This is a genomic window from Allobosea sp., assembly GCF_035944895.1.
Classification (GTDB): Bacteria; Pseudomonadota; Alphaproteobacteria; order Rhizobiales; family Beijerinckiaceae; genus Allobosea.
Map to the genome: position 1 here is coordinate 800559 of NZ_DASZAT010000008.1, position 15163 is coordinate 815721.

The window sequence follows — 15163 nt, forward strand, 5'->3', positions numbered from 1 at the left end:
ATGACCTCCGTTTCACCCGCACCTGCTTCCCCGGCATCGGCTTCTCCCCAGAACGCCTCCGACATCGTGCTCGAGGCCCGCGGCATCACCAAATGCTTCGGCGCGCTGACCGTGCTCCACGGCATCGATCTTGCCCTCAAGGCCGGCGAGGTCGTCTCGATCATCGGCCCTTCGGGCTCCGGCAAGTCGACCTTCATCCGCTGCATGAACATGCTGGAGAAGCCGGATGCCGGCGAGATCCTCTTCCGCAACCGCCGCGTCGGCGAGAAATATCGCGGCAGCGGCGATCTGCTCGGGCAGGGCGAATTGCGTCGCCATGTCGGCATGGTCTTCCAGCACTTCAACCTGTTTCCGCACATGAGCGTGCTGGAGAACGTGATCGAGGGCCCGGTGATCGTGCAGCGGAAGTCGCGCGCCGAGGCCGTCGAGATCGCGATGGACTACATCGCCAAGGTCGGCCTTGCTGAGAAGCGCGACGCCCGGCCGGACCAGCTCTCGGGAGGTCAGAAGCAGCGCGTCGCCATTGCCCGGGCGCTCGCCATGCAGCCGGACGCCCTTCTGCTCGACGAGGTTACCAGCGCGCTCGATCCCGAACTCGTCGGCGAAGTGCTCGGCGTGGTCCGCGATCTCGCCAACCAGGGCATGACCATGGTCATCGTCACCCACGAGATCTCCTTCGCTGCCGATGTCTCCGACCGGGTCGTGTTCATGGAGAACGGCCGTATCGTGGCACAGGGCTCGCCCGAGACCATCCTGCGCCGCCCCGACAATGAGCGCCTCAAGGCGTTCCTCTCGCGCTTCCATGGCTGAGCCCGTGCGACAGGCCGAGCATCCGTTCAAGGTCGTCATCGTCGGCGCCGGCCGCGTCGGCTCGGCGTTGGCGCTGCTCCTGAAGGAGGCACCGGAGTTCGAGGTCATCCTCGTCGACCCAACCGAGCCGGCCCGCCGCAGGAGCGAGGAACTCGGTCTGCCGATGGCGGAGGTCGATCCAGGCAATAGCGCTCTGTTCGACCGCCTCCTGGCGCAATCGCAGGCCGTCGTCGCGGCCCTGCCGGCCTCGGCGACGCCGATGGTCGCCGCCGCCGCGCGCCGCAGCGGCATTCATTATCTCGATCTCGGCGACGATACCGCCGGCCTCGATGCCGTTCGCAATGAAGCCGGCATGGCCGCCGGCTGCTTCATCCCGCAATGCGGCATTGCGCCGGGGCTCGTCTCGCAGCTGGTGCTCGATCTGGTCTCCCGGACCTCGGGGTCGGCCGAGGTCGATGTCCGCATCGGCACCTTGCCGCGCGAGCCGGCCAATCGGCTCGGCTACGGGCTGACCTGGGATGTCGATGCCCTGCTGCGCGAATACATCCAGCCCTCGACGGCGCTGGTCGACGGCAGGCGTGCCAGCCTGCCGGCCCTCAGCGATCTCCGCCGCTTGCGCCTCGGCGGGCGCGACTATGAGGACTTCGTTTCCGGCAATATTCCGGCGAGCCTGTGCGCGCGCCTGGAAGGCGAGGTCGCCCGGCTGACCTCACGCACGATCCGCTATCCCGGCCATCTCGACTATATGCGCTTCCTGCTCGACGACCTGAAATTGCGCGGCAGGATCGACCTCCTGCGCAACCTCTTCCTCAACGCGCTGCCGGAGATCGTCGACGATCACCTGCTGGTCTCGATCAGCGCGACCTCCCGGCAGGATGGGCGCAGCGTCGAGGAGCAGTTCACCCGCGAGGTCGTCCCGGCGCAGATCGGCGGCAGCACGGTCAGCGCGATGCGCCGCACCGCCGCCGTCCATGTCGCGGCGGTGCTCGATCTCTTGCGTACCGGCGTGATCGGCGCGCCAGGTCTCTGCGCACAGGAAGAGATTCCATTCTCTGCACTGAGCGCCAACCGCTTCCTCTCCTGGTTCTTCGCGGCTGGTGCGGAGGAGGGCGGGTTGACGAATCCGAGGAGCGCGGCATGACCAACGGCACGGACAGATCGCGCGCGCAGGCGGGGACGGTCGGGGATCTCGGCATCGGCATCCTGATGCTCGACACGCATTTCCGTCGGCTTCCGGGCGACATCGGCAATGCCAGGAGCTGGTCCACCCCGGTGCAGTTCCGCGTCGTGCGCGGCGCCGACCCAGCCGCGATCGTGCATGGCCGGCCGGGGGATTTCCTGCAGCCCTTCATCGATGCGGCGCTCGATCTCGTCTCCTGTGGGGTGCGCGGCATCACCACGAGTTGCGGCTTCCTCGCCCTGTTGCAGAAGGAACTCGCGGCGGCGCTCCCCGTACCGGTCGCGACCAGCAGCCTGCTGCAGGCGCCGCTGATCGAGGCGATGCTGCCGGCCGGGCAGCAGGTCGGGATCCTGACCTTCGCGCCCGAGGCCTTGAGTGCCCGTCATCTCGCTGCCGTCGGCGTGCGGACGGATACGCCGATCGAGGGTCTGGCGCCGGACAGCCTGTTCCGCCAGGTCTATGGCGCCAAGGGCGGCGTCTCCGATTTCGCAACGCTGGAGCAGGAGGTCGTCGAGGCGGCGCTCGCTCTGGTCGACAAGCATCCGAATGTCGGGGCGATCCTGTGCGAATGCACCAATCTGCCGCCGCATTCGGCTGCCATCGCCAGGGCGACGGGGCGTCCGGTCTTCGACATCATCGGCTTCGTCGAGTGGTTCGGGCACGCGATATCCCCGCCGAATTTCCGATGAGATTTCGCGAAGAGCGCGGCCTAGCTTGCGCCCTAGAGACAAGGTCGTGTGCGATTGAGGTGCTCGTCGCACGGAGGGACTAGGCGTATTCCTCGGGGAAGGTCGGGCCGCCTCGCCCGGATTCGCGAAAATCTCCCCTCCGATCTGTTCATTGCGCCAACCGACTATTCTGCAAGCCGATACGTGACCTATTTCAGTAGCGGGCGAGAGCGGGCGCTACCGACGTCGACGGAGAAGGACCGCTTTCGGGCGAAGCGCCAACGTCCGCTCCTGGCGCGGTCCGACAGCATAAGGGTGGCGCGTGCAAACGCGTAGGTCAGGGGCGATCAGCCTACAAGGTGAAGGCGATCGCTTGCCCAGGATGCGATAACCGGCCGGCCGACAGACAGCCCATCCGATTCCCCGCTCGGCCGGCAGGCGATGAGCATACCTCCATGCGCCGGCTGGAGATGGTACTCGGTCATTGAGCCGCGGTGAACGATCCGTGATACCGTCGCCAGCACGGCATCGACACCCGGCTCGGCGCCCGCCGTCGCGGGAGCGATGCGGATCGCTTCGGGGCGCAGGCACAGAACGACGGTCTCACGGTCTGCGGCCGCACGCGCGGTCATCAGGATGCCGCTCTGCGTCGTCGCCAGCGGCCCGTGCGGACCTGACTGCGTGACCTTGCCTTCGAACAGGTTCGACACGCCGATGAACTGCGCGACGAAGCGCGTCGCCGGCCGATCGTAGATCTCGCCAGGTGGCGCATATTGCTCGATGCGGCCGTTGTTCATCACGGCGATCCGGTCGGACATGGTCAGGGCCTCTTCCTGATCATGCGTCACCATCAACGTGGTGATGCCGATCCGCCGCTGCAGATCCTTGATCTGGATCTGCATCTCTTCGCGCAGCTTGCGGTCGAGCGCCGCGAAGGGCTCGTCGAGCAGCAGAATCTGCGGCTCGATCGCCAGCGCCCGTGCCAGCGCGACGCGCTGCTGCTGGCCGCCTGACAATTCGTGCGGATAGCGCTCGGCGAAGCGCGAGAGCTGCACCATGGCCAGCGCCTCATCGACCAGCGCGCGGTTGCGGCGCCGGTCCTTGCTGCGCATTTCGAGCCCGAAGGCGACGTTGCCCGCCACGGTCATGTGCGGGAAGAGCGCATAGTTCTGAAACAGAACGCCAACATTGCGGTGATGGACCGGGACGCCGGTGACGTCCCGCTCGCCGAACCGAATCCTGCCGGTGCTCGGTGTGATCAGGCCGGCGATCATGCGCAGCGTCGTCGTCTTGCCGCAGCCCGAGGGCCCGAGCAGCGAGATCAGCTGTCCAGGTTCCACATCGAGATCGACGCCGTCGACCACCGCCGCCGCGCCGTAGGTCTTGCTCAGGCCCGAGAGGCCAAGCGCGACGGCAGCCATGCGCTGGCTGCCGGGAACCATCATGTTCATGCGGAGAAGATGCGGTTGGCGCTCTCGGTCCAGGCCGCGCGCTGCTTGTTGATATGGGTCCAGTCCGGCATGAACAGGCTAAGCTCGTCCATACGCTTGTCCGGATAGGCGACGTATTTCTGCGCCTGAGCCGAGAGCTCGACGCCGGAGACCGGCGGCGACACCAGCGCGAATTCGGCGAGCTCCTTCTGCACCTGCTTTGAGAGCATCCGGTTCATGAAGGCGGCACCCAGATCCTGGTTCGGCCCGCCCTTGACCAACACCTGGCAGTTCACGCCTGCGAAGCAGCCCTCTTTGAGGAAGACCATGTCGATCGGCGCGCCCTTGGCGGTGTAGGGGTAGATGAACTTGGAGTAGTCGATGCCGCCGAGTATGGCCTGGCCCTGGGCGATCTCGTTGGCCGCCTCGACGCCGGAGGTGTAGACGTTTTGGATATTGGGCTTGAGCTCGGCGAGTTTGGGCCAGATCTTGTCGACCTCGTACTGTGCTTCCGCGAAGGGCTTGCCCGTCACGATCGCCGCAGTGGCGATCAGGAAGAACAGCCCCGAGGTGTTCTGCCAGCTGTTGAGCTTGATGCCGTTCTTGTAGCGCGGATCCCAGAGTTCGGCGAAGCTGGTCGGCGCCTTCCCAGAGGTGTTGCGATACATGGTGCCGATCGAGATGCCGAGGCCGGTGCTGTAGCCGTTCTCGTAGTTGAAGCGCGGGAACAGGTTGGCCATGTTCGGCATCTTCTCGACCGGCAGCGGCGCGATCAGATCCTCGCCCTTGCAGATCGGCACGGCGAGGTCGTCGACGAACATCACGGTATATTTCGGGTTCGATTTCGTCGCCCGCATCTTGGAGATGTTGGGCAGGGTGAAGCCCTCTTCGGCCAGAACCTTGCAGCCGAAATCCTTCTCGAAGGCCGGGATCACCTGCTTGCGGATGAATTCGCCCTGGGCGCCGCCCCAGATGCCGATGACGATCTCCTTGCCCTGCGCCCAGGAGTTGCGGGTCATCAGTATCGGCGCGGCGATGGCCGTCGCCGTGGCGGCGATGAAGCGGCGGCGCGTCGGAGCGAAGCGGGTCGACAGGGATGCGGCTGAAACTTCGGTCATGATTTGTCCCCTTGTTCGCGTGTCTTAGGCATGAGGTTCAACCAGCGACGATGCGCTGCATCTTCAGGCCGAGGGCGCGTTCGACGACGAGCAGCAAAGCGAGTGAGAAGGCGACCATCAGCGCCGAAATCGCGGCGACGCTCGGGTCGAAGGAGCGCTCGATGAAGACGTGGATCTGCAGCGGCAGCGTGAAATTGCGCGCATCCGCTAGCCACATCGCCATGGCGTAGTCGTCGAACGAGGTGATGAAGGCGAAGACGCAGCCGGCCAAGATGCCGCCGCGGATTTGCGGCAAGGTGACTCTGCGAAAGGTGGTGAACTGTCCGGCGCCCAGCGTGCGTGCGGCGTCCTCCGTCGAGGGAACGACCAGCAACAGCGCGCCCGAGACGGTGCGCACGAGATAGGGCAGGCAGATCACCGTATGGCCTGCGAGAATCTGCAGGAATGAGTCGTTCGAGCCGAGCCGCGAGGCGAACTGCAGCAGCGCGACGCCCGTCACCAGAACCGGAAAGACGATCGGCGACAGGATCAACGCAAAGACGAGGCTGCGGCCCGGAAAGCGGAAGCGCGTCAGCCCAATCGCGCAGGGAACGCCAAGGAGCACGGTGAGCGCGGTCACCAGCACGGCTAGCTTGAAGCTGAACAGGAAGGTCGTCTGGAATTCCGCATCGGCCAGAACCTGCGCGTACCAATTCAGCGTGAAGCCGCGCGGCGGGAACGAGACGAACATGCTGTCCGAGATCGAAACCGCGATCGGGATCAGCATCGGTGCCAGGATGGCGGCCGAGAGCAGGGCGCAGCAGAGCGCCAGCGCGATCGGGATACGCGGGTTCTCCGGGTTCATCGGGCTGCTCCGGCGCCGGCCCAGCGTGCGAAGCGGTGCTCGAACAGGCGCAGCAGCACGAGATTGACGAGGAGCGTCACGATCAGCAGCACCGTCGCCAGCGCGGCGCCGAAGGGCCAGTCGTTCACCGAGAGCACCTGCTGCTGCACCAGCGTACCCAGCATCGAGGCGAAATTGCCGCCGAGGATCTGCGGCGTGACATAGGACGCAGCTGTCAGCGAGAAGACGAGCGTGACGCCGACGGCTAGGCCCGGGAGGCTGAGCGGCACGGTGACGCGCCAGAACACCGCCCGCCAATCGGCGCCGAGCGTGCGTGCCGCATCCTCTACCCCGAGATCGATCTTGCCGATGGCTCCGGCGATCGGCAGCACTAGGAAGGGCAGGAAGACATGGGCTGACGCGATGATCACCGCCCATTCGGTGTAGAGCAGTGCCGGCGGCGACTGGGCGATGCCGAGGTTCTGCAACAGCCAATTCAGGAAGCCCTGCTTGGCGAGGATAAGCTTCCAGCCATAGGCGCGCACGACGACGAGGACGAGCAGCGGCGAGATGACGGTGAACATCACCAGCCGCGACCAGAACGCCGAGCCGCGCGCCATGACGTAGGCTAGTGGATAGGCGATCGGAATGCAGATCAGGCTGGTGATCACGGCGATGCGCAAGGTCCGGACCAGCACGATCCAGTACAGGTTCGAGCGGAACAGCCTGGCGTAGTTCTCAGTGGTGAGGCCCGGAACCGCGACGCCCTGATCCATATGCGCAGTTACGCTGTAGCCGACCATCTGGGCGATCGGCACGACGAAGCAGGCGAGCAGGAAGATGACGGCGGGCGCGACAAGGATCGCGCCGCTCGACAGCACAAAGCGCCGGTGCGGACCGTTTGCGACTAGCAGAGCCTGCGCCGGCGCAGCAGCCCGATCCTGCACCGCCGCACTCATTCGGCGAGGCCGAGCAGGCGGGCGGGGTTGCGCTTGGTAAGAAGCGCGATCTCGTCGATGCCGAAGTTGAGATCGAGCAAGGTGCTGATCAGGAGGCGCATGCCCTCGACCGGCGTCGGGCCTGAGCCGATGCCGTAATCGGTGCCCAGCACGATCTGGTCGAGGCCGATCTGGCGCAACTGGCGGGCCCAGGGCACGACGCCGGAAAATTGCGGCGCATTGGCGATGCCGGCGATCTCGTCGGCATATTCGCGCTCGATATAGTAGTTGGTCCGTGGCAGGCCGCGATGGAACATCCAGTCCGAGCAGCAGCCTTCGAGGAAGACGCCGCGCGCGGCAAGGTTCTTCTGCTGGTCGAGACCGAGCAGCGCCCGCGCCGGATGAGCGACGACCATGCGGCGGATGCCGAAGCGCTCGGCGAGGTCGGCGAGCCGCATCACCTCCTCGGGCGAGACATGGCCAGTGTTCATGTAGATGTCGGGATGCTCTGCGATGAGCGTGAGGATTTCCTCGAGTTCCGCCGGGACGGGATCGACCAGCGGAATGCGAATGGCGCGCGACAGCTCCTCCTCGGCGAAGCGGGGATAGAGATCCTTGAAGGGCACCGGCCGGCCATCGACCATCGCGCCTTCGCGGCTCGCCATGTGATGGGTGCAATGCGCGCCGAAATGCACGAATCTGGCGCCGGCCCCGTAATAGAGCGCCGTCTTGACCGCGCGCGGGTTCATCCCGCCCTGCGCCGAGGTCAGGATAATGCCGCCGAAGATGTCGATGTCCGGCACCGCTCGGCCGGCCAGCCAGGCCGTTCCGCAGCTGTTGCCGAGGGTGTGATCGTAGAACACGACGCCGGCCATGCCAGCCGCCTTGGCCTGCTGCGCGATCTGGAACGGGTCGACACGGCCCGGGCACGAGGTCAGCCAGGGGCCGCTGTGGATATGCGTGTCGATGGTGCCGACGAGAAGTTCGTCGGGCAGCTCGATGGTGCGGCGCACGGGCTCTCGCTCCGCCACCGGCATCCGCTCATAGCAATTCATTTCAAGAAACGATCTCTTCTTGCGACGAAATCCACGCAAACATTGTTTCTTTTGGCGTGCAAGCGCGTTCGCTGGCGCTGCAAACAATTTGCGCGCAAACAGCTTGAAAGCTCAAAAATCGATCAGATTGGCGGCTCTGAATGCCCGAAATCGCGCCAGACCTAGGCGTCGTCGAGCGCCTCGTTAATTGCTTCGAAAGCTCTCAGCCGCGCGGCTGCTTCCGGCCCCGCCTTCTCGATCACGCCTTCGGCGATGGCATGGCAGGCGGCAAGGACGCCGACATGGCTGAACAGCGGCCCGGGCGAGGTGGTGGAGCAGCGGATATGCCAGGTCGCATCCTCATGGAACGCGACGCCCTCATCGGTGATGTAGAGGATGCGGCAGCCGCGATTGCGGATGGCGGAGAGGATGGCGTCCATCGCGACGACACGGCGGCGCAGCCCGAAGACGATGGCGACATCGTCCGGCTTGAAGCCGACGACATGTTCACCGAGCGTCTGGCCGGCGGCCGGCAGCAGCGCGACCTGCTCGACCACCTGCAGCAGCTGCCAGTGCATGTAGACGGCAAAACCCTGCCCCGCCCGAAGCCCGATCGTCCAGACGCGCCGAGCCGCCAGCAACGCGCTTGTCACCGAATCGAGCATGGCCGGGTCGAGCCATTGCGCCGTGCCGTCGAGATTGGCGCGGTAATGATCGAAACGATCCGCCAGCGATGGGCTATCGCCCTTCCTGGTGCGGCTGCCCAGATAAAGCCGCGAGCCGCTCTCGCGCTCGAGCCGAGCCTGGACACGGGCTTCCTCATAAGAAGCGTAACCGAGCCGCCTGATGAAGCGCGAGACGGTCGGTGTGGAGACGTTCGCCAGCCGAGCCAGTTCGACGGTCGAATAGCTCGCCAGATCGCCTGGAAAATCGCAGAGCATCAGCCCGAGCTTGCGTTCGGCCGGATGGAGTTTTGGCAGCGCTTCCTGAACCCGCGCAAGGAAGGACGCTTCACGCGGGCTCATGCTGATCCATGTGGATTGGACAGGACATCGATCCAACTAGATAGCAGGAGACACGCCGATGTCAGCCCATTGCGATGGACGCTGCTATGTCCGCTTCCGGGCGCCTCGCAATGTCTGCAGTTGGCACATCCGAGCCAACTGACTTGGTTCGGCCAACGATGTTTCCACCGAAACCCGCATTTTGAGCGTGACCGCAACAACGCTCTACGACTGACGCGACGCGACGGCGCCCAGCTGCTGTCGAACTGCTGCGTTCGAGGCTTTATTGAAACATGCCCCCGCCATCCTCGGCTGCCGGAATCCTCTTCCGCTGCACCTCTTCTCGAAGGTCGCCCTGCGGCATGGAGTGAGACCGTATCGCGGCCAAGCCGGCCAGACCCGTGAGCGCGATTCTGCGGCACTCCCTGAAAACGGAGGGAAGGCGGGATGAACCCGCCTTCGATAACTGGCACTATCGGGGGCGCCTCCGGCCTCCGCTCACTTGCCGTATTGCTGGATCAGCGCGCGGGCCTCGGCGAGCAGCTTCTTGCCGTCCGCACCCTTGGCGCCGACCTCCTTGACCCACTCCTCCTCGACCGAGGCGGTGGCGTCGACCCAGCGCTTGTACTCGTCCTGCGGCAGGTCGTAGAAGACGCCTCCGAGATCGGCCGCCTGCTTCTTGAAGGGCTCGACCACCGCGTCGAAACCGGTCTCGCCGGCCCAGGCCGAGGTCTCCGGCCCGCTATTGGCGTCGATCACCTTCTTCAGATCGGCCGGCAGGCTGTCGTATTTCGCCTGGTTCATGCCGAACAGGAAGATCGTGTTCGAGATGCGCGGCGCCCCCGCGGGGACGTTGAGATGGTATTTGGCGATCTCGGCGAGCTTGATCGCCGGCGATCCCTCCCACGGCACCGCCGCGCCGTCGACGACACCCTTGGCCAGCGATTCCGGCACGGCCGGCAGCGGCATCTGCACCGGGGTCGCACCGAGCGCCGCGAGCATCTTCGAGTTGGCGCGCGTCGCGGCCCGGATCTTCAGGCCCTTCATGTCGGCCAGCGTCTTCGGCTGCTTGCTGGTGAAGTGGAAGAGCGCGCCGTCATGCACATGCATGAACAGGGGCTTCACACCCTTGAACTCGTCCTGCGCGTTCTTCTGGGCATAGTCCCAGAAGGCGCGGCTGCCGGCCTTGGCCGTCACCACCATCCAGGGCAGTTCGAAGACCTCGGACTTGGCGAAGCGGCCGGCGGCATAGGTCGGCACGGTCCAGATCACGTCGACGACGCCGTCGCGCACCTGGTCGAAGAGCTGAGCCGGCGTGCCGCCGAGCTGCATCGCCGGATAGATCTGGCATTTCAGCTTGTCGCCGGATTCCTTGTTGACCTTGTCGCACCAGGGCTGGATCAGCTTGACCTGCGCGCTCGAGGTCGAGGGCAGGAAATGGTGGACGCGCAGGATCACCTGCTGCGCGGCCGCCTGCGAGATACCCGCCAGGCTCGCCAACCCGCCGAGGACGAGACCGGCGCAGAGCCGGTTGAGGATGGATGTCTGCTGCTTGCTCATATTGCACCTCCCTGTGCGTTTTCTGCCTGTGTGTTTGCTTCTTGCTTGGGTGAATGGCCTCACAGCGCGCCGAAGGTCTTGACCAGGACGAGCGAGATCGAGGGGAAGGCGACGAGAAGGATGATGCGGGCGAGGTCGGAGGCCAGGAAGGGCATCACGCCCTTGAAGGTCTCGACCAGCGGCACGTCCTTGGCGAGGCGATTGATGATGTAGACGTTCATCCCGACCGGCGGATGCACCAGGCCGATCTCGACCACCATCAGCGCCAGGATGCCGAACCAGATCGACTTGTCCTCGACCGACATGCCGTAGAAGTCGAGCCCGATGATCATCGGATAGAAGATCGGGATCGTCAGCAGGATCATCGCCAGCGAGTCCATGACGCAGCCGAGCAGGATGTAGATCAGGAGGATCATCGCCAGCACGAAGAGCGGAGCGAGGCCGCTGTCCTTGACCCAGGCCGCGAGCTCGGCCGGCATCTGCGACAGGGCAAGCGCCGTGTTCAACATGTCGGCGCCGAGCAGGACGAGCAGGATCATCGCCGTCGCCTGCGCCGTGCCGAGCGCGCTGTCGATCAGCCCACGCCAGCGCATGCCGCCGCTGATTACCGCGATCGCGCCGCAAGCCGCCGCGCCGATCGCCGCCGCTTCGGTCGGCGTCGCCCAGCCGCCATAGATGCCGACGATGACGAGCACGAAGACGAGGATCACCGGAAACACGCCGGCGAGGACCTTGAGCCGCTCCGGCCAGGGCACGCGCGGGCCGGCCGGACCGGCTTCCGGATTGCGCCTGACGATGAGCTGCACCACGAACATGTAGCCGAACATCGCGATCAGGCCGGGCAGGACGGCGGCCATGAACAGCTTGCCGATCGATTCCTGGGTCAGGATCGCGTAGATCACCAATGGCACCGAGGGCGGGATCATGATGCCGAGCGTGCCGCCGGCCGCGAGCGCGCCGGTGGCGAGGCTGCCGGAATAGCGGTAGCGGCGCAGCTCCGGCAGCGCGACCTGGCCCATGGTCGCGGCGGTCGCAAGCGAGGAACCGCAGATCGCGCCGAAGCCGGCGCAGGCGCCGATCGCCGCCATGGCGACGCCGCCGCGGCGATGGCCAATGAAGGCGCTGACGCAGCGGAACAAGCTTGCCGACAGGCCGCCATGGGTGGCGAACTGGCCCATCAGCAGGAAGAGCGGGATGACCGTCAGGTCGTAATTCGACAGACGAGCGTAGGGGATGGATTTCAGGATGTTGAGCCAGGGCGCGAGGTTGCCACCCATCAGGTAGACATAGCCGCTGGAGCCCGCGACGAACATCGCAATGCCGATCGGCACGCGAAAAGCCATCAGCGCGAGCAGGCCGGCGAAGATGGTGAAGCCGATCGAGATCCCGCTCATAGACGGATCTCCTCGCGACGCGCCGCTTCCTGGGCATGGCGCGTCGCCATGTAGAAGCCGGCCAGCGCCAGCATCGCAAAGCCCGGAACCATGGCGATCTGCGCCCACCAGATCGGAATATCGAGGATCGCCGAGGTTTCACCGTCCTCGCGGACGCCGATCGCGCCGACATAGACGCGCCAGGTCAGGACCGCCCCGACCAGCCCGACCAGCAGCGAGCCGAAGGCGTCGAGCGCATGGTTGACCCAGGGCGGGGCGGCGGCGGTGAAGAAATCGACCTTCACGTCGCCATGGTTGAGATGGCAATAGGCGAAGAAGGCGGCGGAGGCTGCGGCTGCGATCATCTGCAAGAGCTCGACATCGCCGGGTACGGGAGCGGACAGCAGCTTGCGGCCGACGATCGAGACGATCGACATCACGACGAGGCCGACGAACAGCAGCCCGCCGGTGATTGCCAGGACCTTCGCGACCGCCAGCAGCACACGCCCTGACGGCCCGAAAACGATCGGATCGTTCGCCGGCGCGCCTGGCACGGGTTCCTGCATCGGCCTTCCTCCCCTTGTCCGCCTTCGGCGCGCTTGGTTCCGCGCGTCCGGTCGCCGGGCGGCTCGCTCCGCCCTTGTCCTGGTTCGCTGGGACAAGGCTGGACCCTGTTCCCTTGCGCACGCGTCAGCCGCGCGATCCCTCTTCGCCCGGCGTTCCGAAAATTATTTCACATGTTAAATAATGTGCAACAGGAAAATCGAGCGGCGGACGTAGCGCCTGGGCGCCTCTCTCGCGGATGATCCGACTGGTGCTCACGTGCTCTGTTCCGCCATTTTCACGAGGGCGTAGAGCGCTTCGGTCCGCGGCGCCGCGATGACGTGCTTCTCGGCGGAGCGAACGACCGCGCCGTTCAGCGTCTCGATCTCGGTCGGGCGCTTCGCCAGCAGGTCCTGCAGCATTGAGGGCTTGTGCCCGCCATGATGGTCAAGCGCATGATCGATCGTTGCATGGGTGCGCTGGGCTAAAACTGCGAGCCCTTCCGCCTGCGCCACTTCGAGGACCTCGTTCGCGACGGCGTGGGCGAGCCGGCGCCCTTCGGCCGTACTCCCGAGGCCCCCGACCGTGCGCTGCGTCACCGCGCACAGGCTGTTCAGCGCGACATTGAAGGCGACCTTCTCCCAGATCGCGACGACCGCATCGGGATCAACAGCGCAGGGCAGGCCGGCCGCGTCCAGCGCCGCCGCCAGTGCTGCGAGCGCGGCATCCCGGCTGCCATCGAGCATGACCACGCGGGTCTTGCTCTCACCATGCGACTGCACTTCTCCGGGAGCTACGAGGTCGGCCGGGACCGTCGTCATGCCGATGGCGATGCGCGAGGCGTCGGCGAAATCAGCCAGCTTCTCGGCATTGCCGAGGCCGTTCTGCAGGCTGAGCAGGCGGGTCTGCGGGCCGATCAGATGCCTGGCAGCCGCGAGCGCGCCTTGCGTGTGCATCGCCTTGGTGAAGACGATCAGCCAGTCGGGCTGTGTCGTCGCCTGCTGCGGCCGCATGATCGGGAGGACAACCCGCCGCTCGCCGGCATCGTTGCGGATCAGCAGGCCATGCTCGCGTACCGCCGTGATCTGGGCCGGGTTGACGTCGAGCAGCTCGACGCCATGGCCCGCTTCGGCGAGGAGCCCGCCGAACAGCGAGCCCATCGCGCCGGCGCCGAGTATCGAGATCCGGATCGGGCTCATCATCGCGCCTAGAACGGATAGTGGCGCTGCGTGGTCTGCAGCGTCAGCCAGCGCAGTTCGGTGAAGGCCTCGATGCCGGCGCGTCCGCCGAAGCGGCCATAGCCGCTGTTCTTGACGCCGCCGAACGGCATCTGCGCCTCGTCATGCACGGTCGGGCCGTTGACATGGCAGATGCCGGATTCGATGCGGGCTGCGACGCGCCAGCCGCGCGCGGTGTCGCCGGTGAAGACGGCGGCCGAGAGCCCATAAGGATTGTCGTTGGCGCAGGCGATCGCGGCCTCCTCGCCGTCGACGCGGACGATCGCCTTGACCGGGCCGAAGCTCTCCTCGCCATAGATCCGCATCGCAGGGGTGACATGGTCAAGCAGCGTCGCCGGGAACAAGGTCGTCTCCGCCTTGCCGCCGCAGACCAGCGTCGCGCCCTTGGCGAGCGCGTCGTCGATCAGGGCATTGCAGCGCTCGACCGCTTTCATGTCGACGACCGAGCCGAGCACCACCGGCCCCTTGCGGGGATCGCCGAGCGGGAGCTTCTGCGCTTTGGCAGAGAGCCTGGCGACGAAATCGTCGGCGATCTTGCCGTCGACGACGATGCGCTCGGTCGACATGCAGATCTGGCCGGAATTGGCAAAGGCGCCGAAGGCGATGCCGGCGACCGCCGTATCGAGATCGGCATCGTCGAGGACGAGCGCCGGCGCCTTGCCGCCGAGCTCCAGCACCACCGGCTTCAGATGCTCGGCGCAGAGTTTTGCGATGATCCGGCCGACATGGGTCGAGCCGGTGAAGTTGACCCGCCGGACCGCGGGATGGCCCACCATCGCCGCGACGACCTCGGCAGCGTCCTCAGGCGCATTGGTGACGAAGTTGACGACGCCCTCCGGCAGTCCCGCCTCCTGCAGCGCCGCGATGATCAGCCCATGCGTGCGCGGGCAGAGCTCCGAGCCCTTCAGCACGACGGTATTGCCACAGGCGAGCGGCACCGCGACGGCGCGGGTGGCGAGGATGACCGGCGCATTCCAGGGCGCCATGCCGAGCACGACGCCGGCCGGCTGGCGCACCGCCATGGCGAGGCTGCCGGGCACATTCGAGGGGATGACCTCGCCGCTGATCTGCGTCGTCAGCGCGGCGGCCTCGATCAGCATGTCGGCGGCAAGATGGACGTTGAAGCCGGCCCAAATGGCCGAAGCCCCGGTCTCGGCCGACATCGCGGCGGTGAAATCGGCGGCACGGGCTTCGAGCGCATGCGCGCCCTTGACCAGCAATTCGCGACGCTTGGCCGGCGGCGTCTGCGACCAGGCCGGGAAGGCGCGAGCGGCGGCCTCGACCGCTGCGCGCGCATCGTCCGGCGCCGCCGCAGCGGCGCGGCTCGCGACGGAGCCGTCGAGCGGGTTGCGGCGCTCGAAGACGCGCCCGCCCGTGGCTGCGACCGCCTTGCCGCCGATCAGGAGATTGATGGTGTCGGTGCTGGTCATCTCTGGGCCTCGCA

14 protein-coding genes are annotated in these 15163 nt (G+C 66.1%); 3 read left to right on the forward strand and 11 right to left on the reverse strand.

All coding sequences use genetic code 11. The features are described 5' to 3' along the window. The 3 genes from VGV58_RS15360 to VGV58_RS15370 are packed head-to-tail and all read left to right on the forward strand — an operon-like array spanning position 1 to position 2679. Entirely contained in the window at positions 1 to 810 is an 810-nt protein-coding gene (locus VGV58_RS15360; RefSeq protein ID WP_326874872.1) for an amino acid ABC transporter ATP-binding protein, read from the forward strand. Further along, entirely contained in the window at positions 803 to 1951 is a 1149-nt protein-coding gene (locus VGV58_RS15365) for a saccharopine dehydrogenase family protein (protein WP_326874873.1), read from the forward strand. Before VGV58_RS15360 ends, VGV58_RS15365 begins: the two co-directional genes overlap by 8 nt. Further along, positions 1948 to 2679 carry an aspartate/glutamate racemase family protein gene (locus VGV58_RS15370; RefSeq protein ID WP_326874874.1) on the forward strand — a complete coding sequence of 244 codons (732 nt, stop codon included), beginning with the start codon at positions 1948 to 1950 and terminating at the stop codon, positions 2677 to 2679. Before VGV58_RS15365 ends, VGV58_RS15370 begins: the two co-directional genes overlap by 4 nt. A gap of 326 nt (positions 2680 to 3005) precedes the next feature. Here VGV58_RS15370 and VGV58_RS15375 read toward each other — a convergent pair whose 3' ends face one another. The 11 genes from VGV58_RS15375 to VGV58_RS15425 all read right to left on the reverse strand — a co-directional run bounded on the left by VGV58_RS15375 (position 3006) and on the right by VGV58_RS15425 (position 15149). Further along, positions 3006 to 4109 carry an ABC transporter ATP-binding protein gene (locus VGV58_RS15375; protein WP_326874875.1) on the reverse strand — a complete coding sequence of 368 codons (1104 nt, stop codon included), beginning with the start codon at positions 4107 to 4109 and terminating at the stop codon, positions 3006 to 3008. Then, on the reverse strand, positions 4106 to 5206 hold the full coding sequence (locus tag VGV58_RS15380) for an extracellular solute-binding protein (protein ID WP_326874876.1): 1101 nt from the start codon (positions 5204 to 5206) through the stop codon (positions 4106 to 4108). The genes VGV58_RS15375 and VGV58_RS15380 overlap by 4 nt, the downstream gene beginning before the upstream one ends. Positions 5207 to 5243: 37 nt before the next feature. Continuing rightward, positions 5244 to 6050, reverse strand: a complete 807-nt coding sequence (locus VGV58_RS15385; protein ID WP_326874877.1) for an ABC transporter permease — start codon at positions 6048 to 6050, stop codon at positions 5244 to 5246. Further along, positions 6047 to 6976: an ABC transporter permease gene (locus tag VGV58_RS15390; protein WP_326874878.1), complete on the reverse strand. Its 930-nt coding sequence runs from the start codon at positions 6974 to 6976 to the stop codon at positions 6047 to 6049. The genes VGV58_RS15385 and VGV58_RS15390 overlap by 4 nt, the downstream gene beginning before the upstream one ends. An 8-nt stretch (positions 6977 to 6984) precedes the next feature. Further along, positions 6985 to 7980: a DUF6282 family protein gene (locus VGV58_RS15395; protein ID WP_326874879.1), complete on the reverse strand. Its 996-nt coding sequence runs from the start codon at positions 7978 to 7980 to the stop codon at positions 6985 to 6987. Between the two features lie 203 nt (positions 7981 to 8183). Beyond that, positions 8184 to 9026, reverse strand: coding sequence for a MurR/RpiR family transcriptional regulator (locus tag VGV58_RS15400; RefSeq protein WP_326874880.1), 843 nt, complete (start codon positions 9024 to 9026; stop codon positions 8184 to 8186). Between the two features lie 477 nt (positions 9027 to 9503). Then, positions 9504 to 10565 (reverse strand): TRAP transporter substrate-binding protein, encoded by a 1062-nt coding sequence (locus VGV58_RS15405; RefSeq protein WP_326874881.1) that lies wholly within the window; start codon positions 10563 to 10565, stop codon positions 9504 to 9506. A 59-nt stretch (positions 10566 to 10624) separates the two neighbouring features. Further along, complete coding sequence (locus VGV58_RS15410) at positions 10625 to 11959, reverse strand: TRAP transporter large permease (protein ID WP_326874882.1); 1335 nt, start codon at positions 11957 to 11959, stop codon at positions 10625 to 10627. After that, positions 11956 to 12504, reverse strand: coding sequence for a TRAP transporter small permease (locus VGV58_RS15415; RefSeq protein ID WP_326874883.1), 549 nt, complete (start codon positions 12502 to 12504; stop codon positions 11956 to 11958). Before VGV58_RS15415 ends, VGV58_RS15410 begins: the two co-directional genes overlap by 4 nt. 252 nt (positions 12505 to 12756) lie before the next feature. Further along, positions 12757 to 13680, reverse strand: coding sequence for a ketopantoate reductase family protein (locus VGV58_RS15420; protein WP_326874884.1), 924 nt, complete (start codon positions 13678 to 13680; stop codon positions 12757 to 12759). Positions 13681 to 13688: 8 nt separating this feature from the next. After that, positions 13689 to 15149: an aldehyde dehydrogenase gene (locus tag VGV58_RS15425; protein ID WP_326874885.1), complete on the reverse strand. Its 1461-nt coding sequence runs from the start codon at positions 15147 to 15149 to the stop codon at positions 13689 to 13691. Between the last annotated feature and the right edge of the window lie 14 nt (positions 15150 to 15163).